Origin of the sequence: Aquamicrobium soli (assembly GCF_042646345.1) — a bacterium.
GTDB classification, from domain to species: domain Bacteria; phylum Pseudomonadota; class Alphaproteobacteria; order Rhizobiales; family Rhizobiaceae; genus Mesorhizobium; species Mesorhizobium soli_A.
Genome location: NZ_JBHRTK010000003.1, coordinates 48,923 through 65,488 on the forward strand (window position 1 = coordinate 48,923; position 16,566 = coordinate 65,488).

A 16,566-nucleotide genomic window follows, 5' to 3' on the forward strand; every position below is an offset into this window, starting at 1 on the left:
CCCGAACGGGTAAATGGAGACGAGGATGTATGGCCTGATCGGAAAGATGCGCTCGGTGCCAGGCAAGCGCGAGGAACTGCTCGCCCTTGTGTTCACGGCCACCAGCAAGCTGCCAGGTTGCCTCAGCTACATCGTCGCACGCGATCCGGTCGACACCACCGCGCTCTGGATAACGGAAGTGTGGACGGACGCCGCCAGCCACAAGGCCTCCCTCGCTCTTCCGGAAGTCCAGGCCGCCATCACCAAGGCAAGGCCGCTCATCGTCGGTTTCGAGTTCCAGGTCGAGACCGAGCCCGTCGGCGGCATCGGCCTGCCCTAACGCCTTTTGGCCTGGGCGATTGCTATGACGCTCGACCCCCACTCCGCCTCGGCTTCGCCGAGCCACCTCCGGCCCTTCGCTTTCGCTGCGGGCGTTCGTTGCTCGAAAAGCCAAGCATTTGGCTTTTCGTCCGCTATACGGACCGCTCCTCACCCCCACCGATCGACGGGGAGAGGAAACACTGACCGCAAACGCAACACCCTTCCTCTCCCCTTTTGAGGGGGAGAGGTGCCGAGCGAAGCGAGGCGGAGTGGGGGTCTGCCGCACCATATGCGATAGCCCTGCTTTTTACCTCCCTGCTGGCCTGGACGATCCGGAAAGTTTGTTGGCAGTTTACATGCGGCGCGTATTCGCATTTTGCGCCAGCCGGGTTAAGGACCGGCCATGGATCAATCCTCTCCACCGCAAGCGAGCGGCCTCCTGGCGGACCTCTCGCCGCCCCTGCAATGGGCAGCCATCCTCGCCGTCTCCGCCCTGTTCGCCGGTGGGCTGGAGATGGCCGCCCTTCCCGCCGCCCTCCTGATCGGGCCGATGCTGGCCGGCATCGCGGCCGGCACCGGCAGCGCGACGGTGCGCGTGCCGGCTCACGCCTTCGCGGCGGCACAGGCCGTCATCGGTTGCCTGATCGCCAGTTCGATCGCCCCCGGCATCTTCGCCGCCTTCTATGCCGAATGGCCGCTTTTCGTCGGCGTGGTGGTGGCGACGCTCGCAGCCTCGAGCCTGCTCGGCTGGCTGATCAGCTATTGGCGCATCCTGCCCGGGACGACAGCGGTCTGGGGCTCGGCGCCGGGCGCGGCAACCGCGATGGTGCTGATGGCGGGCGCCTTTGGCGCCGACCAGCGGCTTGTCGCCTTCATGCAGTATCTGCGCGTCATCTTCGTCTCGATGGCCGCCGCCCTGGTGGCAAGGCTGTGGGTCGACACCTCCGGCGTCGCGCCGCCTGCCGTCGACTGGTTCCCGCCGATCGAGCCGCTGCCGTTCGCCACCACGATCGGGCTCGCCGTCGTCGGGGCCCTCGCCGGCAAGCTCCTGAAACTGCCGTCGCCCTATTTCCTCGGCACGATGCTTCTCGGTACCGCGCTGCATCTCGGCCTCGGCCTTGACCTGCAATTGCCGCAATGGCTGCTGGCGGCGAGCTACGCCGTCATCGGCTGGACCATCGGCCTCAAATTCACCCGGCAGACGGTGCTGCACGCCACCCGCGCGCTGCCGCAGATCGTCGCCTCGATCCTCGTTCTCATCGCCTTTTGCGGCGGCCTCGGCTGGCTGATCAGCCATTTGGTCGGCATCGACCCGCTGACCGCCTATCTCGCCACCAGCCCCGGCGGGATGGATTCCATCGCCATCATCGCGGCCGCGACCAACAATGTGGACATCTCCTTCGTCATGGCCCTGCAGACGGTGCGCTTCATGATCGTGCTCCTGCTCGGCCCGAGCCTGGCGCGGCTTATGGCGCGCCTCGCCCGATGACGGGCGCAGGCAACGCTTGCCTCGCAGGCAACGCTTGCCTCGCGGCCAGCGCTCCTGTATGGAAGCGGCCATGAACAAGCGCCACGCATCGGCAACCCTTCGCCCGACCGGCTTCGCCGGCGAGACGTTGCGCGCGCTCACCTCTGCCCTTCTTCTTCTCGGCCTTATTGGCGATCGCCGGGTCCGCTGAAGGAGCGCCCGGCGGTCGACAACCGCCGTCAGGCCCCGATGCTCCTTGGCAAAGTCAACTTCAGCGATTGAAACCTGGTAGAGGCGCAGCCTGCCAACCGAAGCCGCCCGTGGCGCTTTCGTCAGGCCGCCGGAAACGAGAAGACCCATGAAACAAGATACCATCGCCGCCGCAACCACGGCCAAGGGCATGCCGGACGCCGCCCGGAAATACGCCCCCTATCCCACCGTCGGCCTCAGAGACCGGTCCTGGCCCGACAAGGTCATTGACCGTGCGCCGATCTGGTGTTCGGTGGACCTGCGCGACGGCAACCAGGCGCTCATCGATCCGATGGGCCACGAGCGCAAGGCACGCATGTTCCAGTTACTGCTGGACATGGGGTTCAAGGAAATCGAGGTCGGCTTTCCCTCCGCCTCGCAGACGGATTTCGACTTCAACCGCTGGTGCATCGAGCAAGGCAACGTGCCCGACGACGTGGACCTCCAGGTGCTGGTGCAGTGCCGGCCTGAACTGATCACCCGCACCTTCGAGGCGCTGGAAGGCGCGAAGACGCCGATCGTCCACTTCTACAACTCGACCAGCGAATTGCAGCGCCGCGTCGTCTTCGAGAAGGACGTCGGCGGCATCAAGCGGATCGCCACCGACGCCGCCAAGATGATCGCCGACATGGCGGCGAAAGCAGGCGGCGGCTACCGCTTCCAGTATTCGCCCGAAAGCTTCACCGGCACCGAACTGGAGGTCGCGCTGGAGATCTGCAACGCGGTCGCCGAGATCATCCGGCCGACGCCGGAAAACAAGTTGATCATCAACCTGCCCTCGACCGTCGAGATGGCGACGCCCAACACCTACGCCGACCGCATCGAGTGGATGTGCCGGAATCTCGACAACCGCGAAAACCTGATCGTCTCGCTGCACCCGCACAACGACCGCGGCACCGGCATCGCCACCACCGAACTCGGCCTGATGGCCGGCGCCGACCGTGTCGAAGGCACGCTGTTCGGCAATGGCGAGCGCACCGGCAACGTCGACATCGTGACGCTGGCGCTCAACATGTACACGCAGGGCGTCGACCCGAAGCTGGACTGCTCCGACATCAACCGGATGAAGGACGTCTACGAATACGCCAACCAGTTGACGATCCCCGAGCGCCACCCTTACGTCGGCGAACTGGTCTACACCGCCTTCTCCGGCTCGCACCAGGACGCGATCAACAAGGGCATGAAGGCGCTCAAGACCGCCAACAAGGAATTGTGGGAAGTGCCCTACCTGCCGATCGACCCGGCCGACGTCGGCCGCTCCTATGAGGCGATCATCCGCATCAACTCCCAGTCCGGCAAGGGCGGCATCGCCTATGTGCTGCAGGCCGACTACGGCCTCAACCTGCCGCGCAACCTGCAGATCGAGTTCAGCCACGCCATCCAGGCTATCACCGACGCGGAAGGCAAGGAGGTGCCGGCCAGGCGCATCTACGAGCAGTTCCTGCAAGCCTATGTCGACCAGCCGGGCGCGCGCCTGAAATATGTCGAGCACCGCACCTATCCGGATACGGAGGTGAAGGGGCGGCGCCTGATCGAGGCGACGATCCTCGACAACGGCCAGGAAGTGACCATCACCGGAACCGGAACCGGCCCGATCGACAGCTTCGTCGACGCCCTGTCGCGCCATATCGGGGTGGAGATGTCGGTGCTCGATTATTCCGAGCACTCCATGCAGCGCGGCTCCAACGCCTCCGCGATCTCCTATGTCGAGGTCGAGCATCCGGGCGGCAAGCTGTTCGGCGCCGGCATCAACACCAACATCTCGTCCGCTTCGCTGGAGGCCGTGGTTTCGGCAGCCAACCGCATCATCGGCTACGACGCCGGCTGACCGGCCGGTACTGGCCTGCCGGAGATCGTCCTGTGGGCCAGTACCAACATACGCTTGTGCGCGGGCCACGGCGTTATATGATTGCGACCTTAACCGTGCCGCCCGTCGAAAGGTCTGACACTTGCAGCATTCCACGCCTGCCGCCCCCGCAGTGCGCGAAACGCTGGAGCGACTGCTCGCCAGCGAAACCTTTGGGCGTTCCGAACGAGCGCGCGAGCTCCTGCGCTATCTGGTCGAGCGCCAACTGGCCGGCGAGGCCGACCGGCTCAAGGGTTTCGCCATCGCCGTCGACGTCTTCGGCAGGGATGCAGGATTCGATTCCTCGACCGACGCCGTGGTACGGGTGCAGGCCGGCAGGCTGCGTGAACTTTTGAACCAGTATTTCGCGACCGAAGGCGCCTCGGAACCCGTCCGCATCGCCATCCCGCGCGGTAGCTATGTCCCGACTTACGAGCCGGTCGAGCAACCGGCCGCCGTCGCGACGGAGGAAGAAGGCGAGCCCGCCATTGTCGCGGACGCACCACCGCCACCAAAGCGCCGGGCGGCGGCACGACCCGCCATCGCGCGCCAGCTGCGCTTTTTCTGGGGTGCGATCGCCGTCGTCATCGCCATGCTGGGCGTGCTGCTCGTCCGCCAGGGCGTTCTTTCGCCGCCAGACGGCATCGAGGCGGCGGCCGTGGAGACCGCCGTCGCCACGAGCAGCATCGCCAGGACGGATTCCCCCGCCGACCTGCCCGCCGTCTATGTCGACGCCGATGCCAAGGGACCTGACGCGGAACGCGTGGTCATCGCGCTGCGAACGGGGCTTTCCGGCTTCGACACCATCGATTTCATCGGCCACGGCGTCGACGAGCAGCCCCTTTCGTCCAGCCGCACCAGCTTCGTCTTCCGCGTCATTCCCGGCTCTTCCCACGGCGACCTCCTGCTCGAACTGCAGAACATGGCAACCGGCCGCGTGCTGCTGTCGCGAAGGCTGTCGGCGGAGACCCTGGCGTCGCCGAAACTGGACGACCGCATCGCCGGCATCCTGACCGCGTCCGTCCCGGCCTCGGGCGCCATCTACAACTATATCGAGCAAGGCAACCTCCAGGCAGGACTGACGCAATGCCTGCTCCTGGACGAGAAATATTATCTCGACCAGAACGCCCAGACGCACAGGACCGCCTATCGCTGCGTGGAATCGCTGATCGAGCAGGGCGTGAAGTCGCCGCTCGTCTATTCCGAGGCGGCCGCCCTGCAGCTCGAGGCGGTGACCAAGCGCTTCCCCTACCCAGCCGGCGCGACGACCGACCAGGCCCTGGCGCTGGCGCGAAACGCCCTGCAAATGGGTTCGACCAGCGCTTCCGTCCACCGATCCTACGGCTACATCAACTCCCGGCTGGGCAAGACCGACGCCGCCGTCCGCTGGATGCGCAAGGCCTACGAACTCAACACCTACGATCTCGGCATGGGCGCGGCCTATGGCTATGCGCTGGTATTCGCCGGAAACTATGCCGAAGGCACGCCGATCCTGGAACGCGCGATCGACGCTTCGAGCGCGCGCCCGACCTGGTGGGATTTCGGGCTGTTCGCCGGAAAGTTCATGCTGGGCGACATGGAAGGCGCCAAGCGCGCCAGCGATTCCCTGACGACGACGATCCCCAAATCCCATTATCTCACCGCCCGCATCATCAGTGCGGAGGCGTCCGGCGACCGGGTCCTGGCCGAAAAGCTTCGCCGGACGCTGATCGCCGAGTTTCCGAAGTTCGCCGCCAATCCGCGCCCGGTCTTCGTCGAGCGCAACTACCCCCCCGAACTGACCGACCGTCTGGTCGACGCCTTGCGCAAGGCCGGTATCCCCGGTGCAAGCTGACCCGGCCGCCCTTTTCGTTTCCGACAGCGGAACCGGCGACCCGGCGGTCGTCTTCGTGCACGGCTTCGGCGCCGACCACCGCGTGTGGGATGCCGCAGCCGCGCCCTTGCCGCCCACCACGCGCGTCCTTGCCTGCGACCTGCCCGGCCACGGCCTGTCCCTCGACGCCGAGGGAGCGGGATCGGCCAAATCCGCCGCACGCGCCCTGCTCGCCTACCTTTCGCGGTGCGGGATCGACAGAGCGCATGTCGTCGGCCACTCGATGGGCGGCGCGGTCGCGGCCCTGATGGCGCTGGCCGAGCCCGGACGCGTCGCTTCGCTGACGCTTCTGGCACCCGGCGGCTTCGGCCCCGAGATCAACGGCCCGCTGCTGCGCCGCTATGCCGAGGCCGCCGACAGGCACGAGCTGCGCGCCTGCCTGCAAGCCATGTCGGGCGAAAGCGCTGTCGTCCCCGACGATCAGTTGGACACCGGCCTTGCCATGCGGGAGCGTCCGGGCCAGATCGAAAAACTGGTGGAGATTGCCGCCGCGATCACGCGCGGCGAACGACAGGGCGTCATCCCGGCCGAGGCGCTGGCAACGCTCGCCATGCCGGCAACCGTGCTGTGGGGCACGGCCGACCCCGTGCTGCCCTTCGCGCAGTCCGACGGCCTGCCCGCCCGCTTCCATCGGCAAGTAATCGAGGGCGCCGGCCACATGCTGGTCGGCGAGGCTCCCGACGCGGTCCGGCAGGCAATCATGGCGAACCTTGCCGCCGCTTGACGCAACGGCTGCAATTTTACCATCTTCTATGGTAATTCCTCGTTAACCAACCGAGGCCAACGCCGATGAAAGACGCAAACGACCACGCTCCGTCCGACCAGGCGCGAAACCTTCCGCAGGCGGTTCGCGACGTCAAGAATGCGCTTGCCGACCGCGAGGACGTCGTCGTGGACATGCGCGACGCCCACCGCATGCGGCTGGAACTGCTGGCCACCGAACTCGCCCCCGTCTTTGCCGACGTGCCGGCCGACATGGACAATTTCGACTTCACCGTCTCGTCGGGCCTGCAGCCGCGGCTGTGGATCGACGCGGTCAGCCATGTCGCCATGGGCCGCGACCGCCGTACCTATCGCTTTCTCAAGGATACGCGCATCGGCCGCGTGGTGCTGGCGGAATCGACCGACATGAAGCCGGTGGCCGACCAGGTGACGCGCTACGTCGCCGAGCGCATCGTCGAGCGCCAGCGCATGCTGGAAGGCGGCCCGGAGCCGGCCATGGTGGGGGCAAGGCACGCGCCGGTGCCGGAAGCCGAACCGCCGCTGCGCGCGCCTGTACGCAGCAGGGTCTGGGCCACGCTGGTCGCCGGCCTCGCCCTGGTCCTGGCCGGCGTCCTGTTCGGGCTTGGCTTCTCGGCGGTGCTGTTCTGGGACCGGATCAGCGCGGCGCTGTTCAGTTCCTGACGAAGGCAGCAGCCTTGCCGCTAAGCTCCACGGCTTCAAGATCGGCCAGCGGCAGCGCGGTGCCGGTCAGGCCGCGCCGCGTCAGCCGGATGCGCCAGTCTCCCTTTCCGCCGTCGATATCGAGCAGGTTGTATTGCGCCGCCGGATGCGAGCCGCCCGGCGCCTGCCCGGCCGCCGCCACTCCGACGACCGGGATTTTCCCGCCGGCGCCGTCGAGATGGTAGAGCGACGGCAGGTGCGAATGGCCATGCAGGATCAGTTCGGCGCCGCAGCGGCGCATCGCCTTCTGGAAGCGGCCGACGCCGAACAGGCGCTTGTGCTGCGAAACCGCGCCCCTGACCGGCGGGTGATGGATCATGACGACCCGGCACAACCCGCGCCCGGCGGTTTCCTCCAGGATCTTTTCAAGCCGCGCGGCCTGCCCTTCCCGGAAAAAGCCGCTGGCCATGAACGGCGCGGTGGCGCGCGCCGTCGACACGCCGATCAGCGCGATGTTTTCGCGCACGCGCAGATAGGGGAACGTGTCGCGGCTGACCGGTCCCTCCTCGCCGTCGCCGCTCATCCATGCGGACCACGAGCGGCAGGCCTTGCCGAAGGCGCCGGGCACATAGGCGTCGTGGTTGCCGGGCACCAGCGAAACGTCGTGCGGCGGGCCCAGCGTCTCCAGCCACAGCCGCGCCAGCTCGATCTCGCCGTCGAGCGCCAGGTTCACGAGGTCGCCGGTCACGGCGATATGGCCGGGCTCGCTCGCCTTGAGGTCGGCGACGAGGGTATCGGTGAGGGCATCGACCATGTGGCGGCGGCGATTGCGCTGCCAGTTGACGTAGCCGACCACGCGCTTGGAGGCGAGATCGCGATAGGTTACAGCGGGAAGCGGCCCCAGATGGACATCGGAAATATGCGCGAGCCTGAACATTTTTTCTTCATAGGCGACCCGCGCCGCGCTTTCCACCGCGAGATCGCCGCGCGATGAACGAAGACGACGAAAAGCGGTTCCGCCAGACCGGTTGGCCCGGCCTGCGCGCAAAGCTGTTCCACCTGTTTTTCCTGCTGAGGCGGCCGATGACGCTGGGCGTGCGCGGCCTCGTCCACGACCGCGCGACCAGGTCGGTCTTCCTCATCCGCCATACCTACGTGCCCGGCTGGCAATTGCCCGGCGGCGGCGTCGAGGTGGGAGAAACGAGCGCCGAGGCGCTGCAGCGCGAGTTCGGCGAGGAAGGCAACATCGCCTTCACCGCCCCGCCCCGGCTGCGGTCGGTGCACTTCAACCGCCAGGCGAGCCGGCGCGACCACGTCGCCTTCTACCTGATCGAGGATTTTATCCAGTCGGCGCCGAAGACGCCCGATCACGAGATCGCCGAAGCCGGCTTCTTCCCGCTCGACCGCCTGCCTGACGGCACCACCCCGGCGACGCGGAGGCGCATCGCCGAGGTGTTCGATGGGGTGGAGGCATCGCCTTACTGGTAAGGCTACGCCGCTTCCCGGAACCTGTCCCGGTCGTGCGGCGCATCGTAGTCGAGCACCGGCCCCAGCGGCACAACGCCAGTCGGGTTGATGGTGGGATGACTGCCGTAATAATGCGCCTTGATGTGGAGCAGGTTCACCGTGCCGGCCACGCCCGGCACCTGGTAGAGATCGCGCAGATAGTTCGACAGGTTCGGATAGTCGGCGATCCGGCGCAAATTGCACTTGAAATGCCCGACATAGACCGGGTCGAAGCGCGCCAGCGTCGTGAACAGCCGCCAGTCGGCCTCGGTGACGCGCTCGCCGGTCAGGTAGCGCTGCTTCGACAGCCGCTCCTCGAGTTGGTCCAGCGCCGAGAACAGGGCCTGGAACGCCTCCTCATAGGCGGCCTGCGTGGTGGCGAAGCCGGCGCGGTAGACGCCGTTGTTAATCGCCGGGTAGATGAAGGCGTTCAACTCGTCTATTTCGCCGCGCAGCGCCGGCGGGCATAAATCCACGCTGGCATCGCCCCACTCGTCGAAGGAGGAATTCAGCATGCGGATGATCTCGGACGATTCATTGCTGACGATCGTCTTTTCCCGCTTGTCCCACAGCACCGGCACCGTCACCCGGCCGGAATAGGCCGGATCGGCCATGGTGTAGATCTGGTGCAGGAAATCGAGCCCGTAGAGCGTATCGCCGGTAGCGCCGTCTTCCGTCCGGAACGTCCAGCCGTCAGGCCCCATGTAATGGTGCACCACGGAAACGGAGATGACGTCTTCCAGTTTCTTCAGCGCCCGGAAGATCAGCGTGCGGTGCGCCCACGGACAGGCCAGCGATACATAAAGGTGGTAGCGGCCCGGCTCCGCCTTGAAGCCGCGCGTGCGTCCCTCGGCCGGCTTGCCGTCACGCGTCACCCAGTCGCGCCATTGCGCCTGCGAACGCTCGAACCGGCCGCCGGTCGACTTGGTGTCGTACCAGCGGTCCTGCCATTTTCCTTCGACCAGTAATCCCATGACCCTGCCTTTCTTCCTGCAATCCTTCTACGCCACAAAATGGCGTTTCGAACGCCCTTTGCCACTGAACAGAGCGTCAACGGTACAGACCGGCCTGATTGCAGGGGCAAGCCCGATTGCAGGGCAAGGCGTTTGATGCTAGCGGAAGAACACGATGGCTGATGTTCCTGATATGGTTCGGTTCGACCGACGACGAAAGACCGCCCGCGCCTGAACGGCGCCGACTGGCGACCGCCGCCCTATGGCGGCTCTTTCCTTGCATATCGGAACGCAATCCCCATGAGCTCTGCCGACGTCACCTATCTGCCGGAAACCCCGGCGCATGACCCCGAAATCGATATCCTCAACGACGAAGCCTTCGGGCCGGGCCGCTTCAGCCGCGCCGCCTACCGGATTCGCGAAGGCGGCCCGCACGACCGCGCGCTTTCCTTCGTCGCGCTGAAGGACGGAGCCGTCATCGCCTCGGTGCGCATGACGCCGATCGCGGCCGGCGCCGGCCGCGCCCACATGCTCGGGCCGCTCGCAGTGTGCCCGGCCTACAAGAACCTCGGCATCGGCCGGCGGCTGGTGGCGATCGCGCTGGAAGCGGCGGCCAAGGCCGGTGCGCCGGCCGTCATGCTGGTCGGCGACGAGCCCTATTACGGCCCGCTCGGCTTCGCCAGGATACCGAATGGCCAGCTGACCTTCCCGCGACCGGTCGACCTCAACCGGGTACTGGCGCACGAGATCGCGCCGGGCGCGGTTCGCAAGCTTGCCGGCGAGGTCTGCCATGCCGCCCAGGCGCATAACGGATAGCGGCGGTTGCACGGCCGGAAACGGCTTCGTACTGTGCGCATCATGATCAGGAGAAGCCCATGAATCCGAACGGACAGGTCGCAATCGTAACCGGTGGGGGCTCCGGCCTCGGCGAAGCGACCGCACGCGCGCTCGCCGTCAGGGGCGCGAAGGTCGCCATCCTCGATGTCGGCATCGAACGCGCGCAAAAGGTGGCCGAGGCCATCGGCGGCATCGCCGTCAAATGCGATGTCAGCAGCGCCGAAAGCGCCGTCGCCGCGATCGCCGAAGTGGGGGAAAAACTCGGCCCGGCACGCATCCTCGTCAACTGCGCCGGCATCGCCATCGGCGTCAAGACCATCGGCAAGGAAGGCCCGCATCCGCTCGACCAGTACCGCCGGGTCATCGAGATCAACCTGATCGGCACCTTCAACATGATCCGCCTCGTCGCCGACCAGACGGCGAAGCTCGATCCGCTGGAGGGCGGCGAGCGCGGTGTCATCGTCAACACGGCGTCGGTCGCCGCCTATGACGGCCAGGTCGGCCAGGCCGCCTATTCGTCCTCCAAGGGCGGCGTGGTCGGCATGACGTTGCCGGTGGCGCGCGACCTTGCCCGCTCCGGCATCCGCGTCTGCACCATCGCGCCCGGCATCTTCAAGACGCCGATGATGGCCGCCATGCCGCAGGAAGTGCAGGATTCGCTGGGGGTAGCGGTGCCCTTCCCGCCGCGCCTCGGCGAGCCGGCCGAATATGCGGCGCTTGCCCTGCACATCGTCGAAAACCAGATGCTCAACGGCGAGACGATCCGGCTCGACGGCGCGATCCGCATGGCTCCGCGCTGACGGGCCTTGCCAAGGCGGGTCGCATCGATCAATAAGTAGACTGTTTTTATCAGCTTATTGGTGAGCGACGTGGAAGAGAAGAAGAAGGATGTCATCCGCCCGACGGACGCCCAGTCGATCCGTCTGGCAAAGACATTGGTGCGAAGCGCCCGCCACGGCGCCATCGCCTTCCTCGACCCGAACACCGGCGCGCCCTCGATCAACCGCGTCGGCGTCGCCACCGACCTCGACGGCACCCCGCTGATCCTGGTTTCGATGCTGTCGGCCCACACGCCGGCGATCCTGGCCGATCCGCGCTGCTCGCTGCTGGTGGGCGTCACCGGCAAGGGCGACCCGCTGGCGCATCCGCGCATCTCGCTGTCCTGCCGCGCGGTGCGGCTGGAGCGCGGCAGCCCGGACGACGCCCGCGCCGAACGGCGCTACCTCAACCACAATCCCAAGGCCAAGCTCTATGCCGGCCTCGGCGATTTCTCCATCTTCCGCCTCGAGCCGGAAACGGGAAGCCTCAATGCCGGCTTCGGCAAGGCCTATATGCTGACCCGCTCCGACCTGCTGGTTGCCGGCGCCGTCAATGAGGAACTCGCGGCCAGCGAACAGGGCGCGCTCGACCATATGAACAGCGACCACCTCGACGCCATCGCCCTCTATGCGCACCATTTCGCCAGGGCTTCGGGCGACGGCTGGACCGCCACAGGCTTCGACGCCGACGGCATCGACCTTGCCAGCGGCGACGACGGCTGCCGCGTGTTTTTCCCCGAACCGCTGAAGACCGCGGCCGACCTCAGGCCCGCCCTGGTGCAAATGGCCAAGGCCGCACGTGCGGCAGAAGCGCCACAGTCGTGACCGCTTTTTGCCGCCGGCGGCCACAGATGTCTTGTGATCTCGGCGAAAAACCGTACCCTTCGCCGCGTACAGCGCCCAAGCATCGCGCATTGCGGGATTGCGCACATGCTTGACGCTGTCTGTTACCGGGCCACCGCATGGTCCACCGAGTATTGTTGAACGATCCTGATTTATGCGGCGACGGATTGATTGCAGGATTTCGAACGCTATTTGCCCCCATAGCGATCGACCAAGGGAAAAGTGTGGGCAATGACGGTTTCGACAGCGCTGGTTGACAACGCCAAGGCGGCGGCGGCTTTTCTCATGTTGATGGGCAACGAGAAACGGCTGGTCATCGTCAGCTACCTGCTTCAGGGTGAAATGTCGGTCGGCGCCATCGCCGAAAAGGTGTCGCTCAGCCAGTCGGCCCTGTCCCAGCACCTTGCCAAGCTGCGCGCGCTCGATCTGGTGCAGACGCGCCGCGACCGCCAGATGATCTATTATTCCTGCAAGTCCGAGGCCGCCCGCGCCCTGTTGCAGATGCTGGACGAGTTGTTCGGCGAAACCGAAAATGCGGAACCCTTCTTGCGCGCGACCGGAACTTGACCCCGTAGCCGCCACGGTCCATTCCGGCGAAAAGCGCCGGAACAGCCATGACCCTCATCCACATCGCCGATCCGAACGATCCTCGCATCGGCGCCTATCTCGATATCAAGGAACGGGACCTCACCGGCCGTCAGGGGCGCTTCATCGCCGAGGGCAAGGTGGTGCTCGACGTATTGCTGACGGCGCAGCGCTTCCGGGCCGAATCCGTCCTCGTGCTTGAAAACCGACTGGCGGGCTTGGGCGGCATCCTGGCCAAGGCCCCGCCCGACCTGCCAGTCTACGTCGTCTCGGGCGAGACGATGGACAAGATCGCCGGGTTCCACATGCATCGCGGCATCCTGGCTGTCGGTTCGCGGCACGCTCCGCAAACCGCCGCGGCGCTGCTGGAGGAACTGCCTGCCGGCGCGCTCGTCGTCGTGCTGGTCGGCATCGCCAACCACGACAACATCGGTTCCATCTTCCGCAACGCCGCCGCCTTCGGCGCCGATGCCGTGTTCATGGACCCGACCTGCTGCGATCCTTTGTACCGCAAGGCGATCCGCGTATCGGTGGGGGCCGCGCTGAAAGTGCCGTTCGCGTCGTTCGAGGACACTGCCGCCTTCACCCGCGAACTCGCCCGGCACGGCTACGACCAGTTCGCGCTTTCGCCCGCCGGCGCAACGGACATCCGCACCGTCCGGCGCGGCAGGCGCGTGGCGCTCTATCTCGGCACCGAGGGCGAGGGCCTGCCGAAGGACCTGCTCGACAAACTGGCGACGGTACGCATCGCCATGCGCAGGGACTTCGACAGCCTGAACGTCGCCGCCGCCTCGGCCATTGCCCTGCACCATTTCTCCGAAAGCGAGTAGCGCGGGTTCAGGCGGCCGGCGTGACCTTCCGCAAGGCCTTTATCCTCTCGGCAAGGCTCATCATCGAGGCGCCGTTGCCGCCGGAAGGCGGCTGGGCGACGGCGGAAGCGGCGAGAGCGCGCGCGATCGGCGCCTCCTCCCCTTCGAGCCTCGCCGTCAGCGCAACGACCTCGGCGGCAAGCTCATGCATCTGGCCGCGCAACAGCCCGGCAGCGGCGATGTCGAGCGCTTCCGACCCGGAGCGTACCGCCTCGCCGGACGCCGCTTCGGCTCGCTGCTTCTTGTTCTCGCGCGCCAGTTCGACCAGCCTGCCTTCCAGGCTCCGGCGATCCGCGTCGAGCTTGGCGATGGCTTTGTCGATCTCGCGGCCGCCGCGAACGACCGGCGCTGCCGCGGGAGCCTCCGGCTGCTGCCGCAGGCGTGCGAGTTCCTTCTCGCGACGGTCGATCTTGTCGTCACGATCGGCCAGGGTCGCCATCATCCGTTGCAGCTTCTTGTCCAGGTCGGCCACCTTCTTTTTCTCGGCATTGAGCGCGGTATCGGCGCGCTGGCCCTGGGCCTGCGCCTCCTTCCCCTTGCGCGCCAGGTTCTTGTTTTCCTCGCGCAGGACCGAAAGGCTGCTGGAAAGCTTCTCCAATTCGGCCTCGCGAGAGACCAGTTCGATCTGCCGGTTGCTCGCGGAAAAGCTGGCCTCTTCGTACAACTGGCCCAGCCGCTCCAGTTCCCGCGCCTGCTCGGCCGCCGCCTGCTCGGCGAGCTTGAGCCGTTCGGACAGTGCCTGGACCTGTGCCGCGTGCTGGCCCAGTTCCTCGCGCAGCCCCGCGCCCTCTTTCACGCTCTGCTCCAGCTTTTCGTCCAGCACCGCGCGCTCGCGCTCGAGCACAGCCAGCGCCTCATGGGAGTGGCCGATCTCCACCATCTGTTCGGCCGACTTTTCCCGCAGCGCCCGGACGTCCATTTCCAGCTTGCGCACCGCCATGGCGAAGCCGGCGCGCATGCTGTCCTTGTCGGCCTGGATTTCGGAAAGCGTCAGCGGCACCGAGGCCTCGACGCGCCGGCGCGTCAGCCGCACCGCGCGCCGCCAGATGGCAGGTGCGACCAGCAGCGCCAGGAAACCGGCGCACAAGAACCCAAGCGCAAAGAACAGGACAGGTTGGATCAAGGCGCCTTACTCGTTACAGCCCGGCTCCATACACGCCGGGATCATGCCTGGACTGTGCCACGTCCGCATCCGGAAAACAAAGGGAAGATCGGCCGGCGCCCCGCCGGCCGGCCCGTCAGAAGGGGTTCCAGGTCGGCTGCTGCGTGATCTTGAGGTAGCCCAGATTGACACCGAGCCGGGCGCCGACGCCGGTGCGGATGGGCACCAGGAGCATGTTGCCGTTCTTCAGCACGTTGAAGCCGACGCCGGCGATGACATAGGCGCTGCCCGCCACGCCGCCGAAGCGGTTGTAGATCGCGCTTATGTCGTCCAGATTGTAGACGAGCATCATCACCCGCGACCCGCCGCCGCCGAAATCCCAGCCCAGCGACGGACCCTGCCAGTAGGCTTTATGGTCGCCGGCATTCTTGGTGTAGAGCGTGCCTTCGCCATAGGTCAGGCCGCCGATGATCGCGCCCGAGCCCTCCTCGCCCAGCAGGTAGCCGTTGGGCAGGCCATAGGAAGCGAAAATCTTCTCGACCACGCTGGCCAGGCCGCCAGAGGTGGCGCCGAAGAACTTATGCCCTGAATCGACGATTTCCTGCGCGGTGTATTCCTGCGCCTGCGAGGCAGAAGCGGAAAGCGCGAAAAAGCCGGCGATAGCCATCATGGCAATGGCACGGATAACATTCCGGCCGCAAAATCGGGAAAACATGCTTCCAATCTCCGTCTGGGAGCGCTTTCGCCGACGCCTCACCCCTTTTGGCTCTTTGGAACGGCCGCTTCGGGTATTCGTTGGCAACCTATGCCGTAATCCTTTTTCAACCATTAAATTCGCACACGAACGTGGCGGCAGCATGGCCGCGCTCGGCCCTTCGCGACGGCACTTCTCCAGCGATCGCGCATCGGCTTCGGGATAAAGACGTGCACAAAAACAAAGGCTTACGGCTCGGCGCCCGAATCTCTTTCGGCGCGACAGGCTGTCACGCCCAAAACCGCGCCAGTCCCCCACTTCCGGGGCGCGAGCCTGTCGATAAAGACCATTTTGGATTTGTCGCCGCTCCGGCGCACGCTATACCCGTTGAGGTTCGAGTCTGCCTGATTCGGGCAGTACGGCGCGTATGGTCGACACTCGATTGCGCTTCGGGGCTATTCACGAGGATTCTTGCTCATGGCCGATCTATTTACCCTATCCGCGCCCGACCTTGCGGCACTGCTGTGCAGCCGCGTGTGCCATGACATCATCTCGCCGGTCGGCGCGATCAACAACGGCCTGGAACTGCTCGACGAAGGCGGGGCCGACGAGGACGCCATGAACCTGATCCGCCAGAGCGCGGTCAACGCGTCCGCAAGGTTGCAGTTTGCGCGTATCGCCTTCGGTGCGGCGGGTTCGGCCGGCATGCTGATCGACACCGGCGATGCCGAAGCGGTGGCCACCGCCTTCCTGCGCAACGAGAAGCCGGAGCTGAGCTGGAACGGGACGCGCGCGCTCCTGCCCAAGAACAAGGTCAAGCTGCTGCTCAACCTCATCCTGGTGGCCAACGCCTCGATCCCGCGCGGCGGCAAGCTTTCGGTTAAGCTCGAGGATACGGAGACGCAGCCGCGCTTTACGCTGGCCACCAGCGGTCCGATGCTGCGCGTGCCGCCGAAATTCCTCGAACTGCATTCCGGCCACCACCCGGAGGACCCGATCGACGCCCATTCGGTGCAGCCCTATTACACGTTGCTGCTTGCCCGCGAGGCCGGCATGACGATCACGGTCCATGCGACGGCCGAGGAAATCGTGCTCGCCGCCGCCTGAGAACCGGCCCCGCGCACCAGCGCGCAACGATTGGCGAAAACTTTACCTAAAGGCTTTTCCGCTTTTTTACCCGCACCATCTACGGTCCGCACCGGCTGCCTGGCGCTCTGATCCCGCCGGGCGAAGGGGGAAC

General features: G+C 66.1%; 17 protein-coding genes. 13 read left to right on the top strand and 4 right to left on the bottom strand.

The features are described from left to right. Window positions 1–25 precede the first annotated feature (25 nt). The 6 genes from ACFOHJ_RS03300 (at window position 26) to ACFOHJ_RS03325 (ending at window position 7,140) form a co-directional block, all read left to right on the top strand. Window positions 26–319, top strand: coding sequence for a putative quinol monooxygenase (locus ACFOHJ_RS03300; protein ID WP_378218498.1), 294 nt, complete (start codon window positions 26–28; stop codon window positions 317–319). A gap of 384 nt (window positions 320–703) precedes the next feature. Further along, entirely contained in the window at window positions 704–1,789 is a 1,086-nt protein-coding gene (locus ACFOHJ_RS03305) for an AbrB family transcriptional regulator (protein WP_378218500.1), read from the top strand. Between the two features lie 337 nt (window positions 1,790–2,126). After that, window positions 2,127–3,845, top strand: coding sequence for a 2-isopropylmalate synthase (leuA, locus tag ACFOHJ_RS03310; RefSeq protein WP_378218502.1), 1,719 nt, complete (start codon window positions 2,127–2,129; stop codon window positions 3,843–3,845). Between the two features lie 121 nt (window positions 3,846–3,966). Further along, window positions 3,967–5,697, top strand: a complete 1,731-nt coding sequence (locus ACFOHJ_RS03315) for a tetratricopeptide repeat protein (RefSeq protein WP_378218503.1) — start codon at window positions 3,967–3,969, stop codon at window positions 5,695–5,697. Further along, window positions 5,687–6,460 carry an alpha/beta fold hydrolase gene (locus tag ACFOHJ_RS03320; protein ID WP_378218505.1) on the top strand — a complete coding sequence of 258 codons (774 nt, stop codon included), beginning with the start codon at window positions 5,687–5,689 and terminating at the stop codon, window positions 6,458–6,460. Before ACFOHJ_RS03315 ends, ACFOHJ_RS03320 begins: the two co-directional genes overlap by 11 nt. A gap of 65 nt (window positions 6,461–6,525) precedes the next feature. Then, a complete protein-coding gene (locus ACFOHJ_RS03325; RefSeq protein WP_378218507.1) occupies window positions 6,526–7,140 on the top strand; it encodes a hypothetical protein in 615 nt (204 codons plus the stop codon). Here the strand turns inward: ACFOHJ_RS03325 and ACFOHJ_RS03330 are convergent. Continuing rightward, window positions 7,130–8,056, bottom strand: a complete 927-nt coding sequence (locus ACFOHJ_RS03330; protein ID WP_378218509.1) for a metallophosphoesterase family protein — start codon at window positions 8,054–8,056, stop codon at window positions 7,130–7,132. The two genes, ACFOHJ_RS03325 and ACFOHJ_RS03330, sit on opposite strands and share 11 nt — an antisense overlap. Before the next feature lie 53 nt (window positions 8,057–8,109). On the opposite strand from ACFOHJ_RS03330, the gene ACFOHJ_RS03335 reads away from it, so the two are divergent. Continuing rightward, window positions 8,110–8,607 (top strand): NUDIX domain-containing protein, encoded by a 498-nt coding sequence (locus ACFOHJ_RS03335; RefSeq protein ID WP_378218511.1) that lies wholly within the window; start codon window positions 8,110–8,112, stop codon window positions 8,605–8,607. Window positions 8,608–8,609: 2 nt separating this feature from the next. Here the strand turns inward: ACFOHJ_RS03335 and ACFOHJ_RS03340 are convergent, their stop codons facing one another. Next, window positions 8,610–9,599: a glutathione S-transferase family protein gene (locus ACFOHJ_RS03340; protein WP_378218512.1), complete on the bottom strand. Its 990-nt coding sequence runs from the start codon at window positions 9,597–9,599 to the stop codon at window positions 8,610–8,612. A gap of 279 nt (window positions 9,600–9,878) precedes the next feature. On the opposite strand from ACFOHJ_RS03340, the gene ACFOHJ_RS03345 reads away from it, so the two are divergent. The 5 genes from ACFOHJ_RS03345 to ACFOHJ_RS03365 all read left to right on the top strand — a co-directional run bounded on the left by ACFOHJ_RS03345 (window position 9,879) and on the right by ACFOHJ_RS03365 (window position 13,491). Continuing rightward, window positions 9,879–10,394 carry a GNAT family N-acetyltransferase gene (locus ACFOHJ_RS03345; RefSeq protein WP_378218514.1) on the top strand — a complete coding sequence of 172 codons (516 nt, stop codon included), beginning with the start codon at window positions 9,879–9,881 and terminating at the stop codon, window positions 10,392–10,394. Window positions 10,395–10,453: 59 nt separating this feature from the next. Then, window positions 10,454–11,215, top strand: a complete 762-nt coding sequence (locus ACFOHJ_RS03350) for a 3-hydroxyacyl-CoA dehydrogenase (RefSeq protein ID WP_378218516.1) — start codon at window positions 10,454–10,456, stop codon at window positions 11,213–11,215. Window positions 11,216–11,284: 69 nt separating this feature from the next. Then, window positions 11,285–12,058: a HugZ family pyridoxamine 5'-phosphate oxidase gene (locus ACFOHJ_RS03355; RefSeq protein ID WP_378218518.1), complete on the top strand. Its 774-nt coding sequence runs from the start codon at window positions 11,285–11,287 to the stop codon at window positions 12,056–12,058. A gap of 249 nt (window positions 12,059–12,307) precedes the next feature. After that, window positions 12,308–12,643 carry an ArsR/SmtB family transcription factor gene (locus tag ACFOHJ_RS03360; RefSeq protein WP_378218520.1) on the top strand — a complete coding sequence of 112 codons (336 nt, stop codon included), beginning with the start codon at window positions 12,308–12,310 and terminating at the stop codon, window positions 12,641–12,643. Between the two features lie 47 nt (window positions 12,644–12,690). After that, window positions 12,691–13,491, top strand: a complete 801-nt coding sequence (locus tag ACFOHJ_RS03365; protein ID WP_378218522.1) for a TrmH family RNA methyltransferase — start codon at window positions 12,691–12,693, stop codon at window positions 13,489–13,491. Window positions 13,492–13,498: 7 nt separating this feature from the next. Here ACFOHJ_RS03365 and ACFOHJ_RS03370 read toward each other — a convergent pair whose 3' ends face one another. Both ACFOHJ_RS03370 and ACFOHJ_RS03375 read right to left on the bottom strand, forming a co-directional pair. After that, window positions 13,499–14,653 (bottom strand): hypothetical protein, encoded by a 1,155-nt coding sequence (locus ACFOHJ_RS03370; RefSeq protein ID WP_378218524.1) that lies wholly within the window; start codon window positions 14,651–14,653, stop codon window positions 13,499–13,501. A 115-nt stretch (window positions 14,654–14,768) separates the two neighbouring features. Beyond that, the gene (locus ACFOHJ_RS03375) at window positions 14,769–15,347 is read right to left on the bottom strand and encodes a DUF1134 domain-containing protein (protein ID WP_378218526.1); all 579 of its coding nucleotides are present in this window, start codon (window positions 15,345–15,347) and stop codon (window positions 14,769–14,771) included. A gap of 456 nt (window positions 15,348–15,803) precedes the next feature. Here ACFOHJ_RS03375 and chpT point away from each other — a divergent pair, with 456 nt between their 5' ends. Then, window positions 15,804–16,433: a histidine phosphotransferase ChpT gene (chpT, locus tag ACFOHJ_RS03380; RefSeq protein WP_378218528.1), complete on the top strand. Its 630-nt coding sequence runs from the start codon at window positions 15,804–15,806 to the stop codon at window positions 16,431–16,433. Window positions 16,434–16,566: the final 133 nt, after the last annotated feature.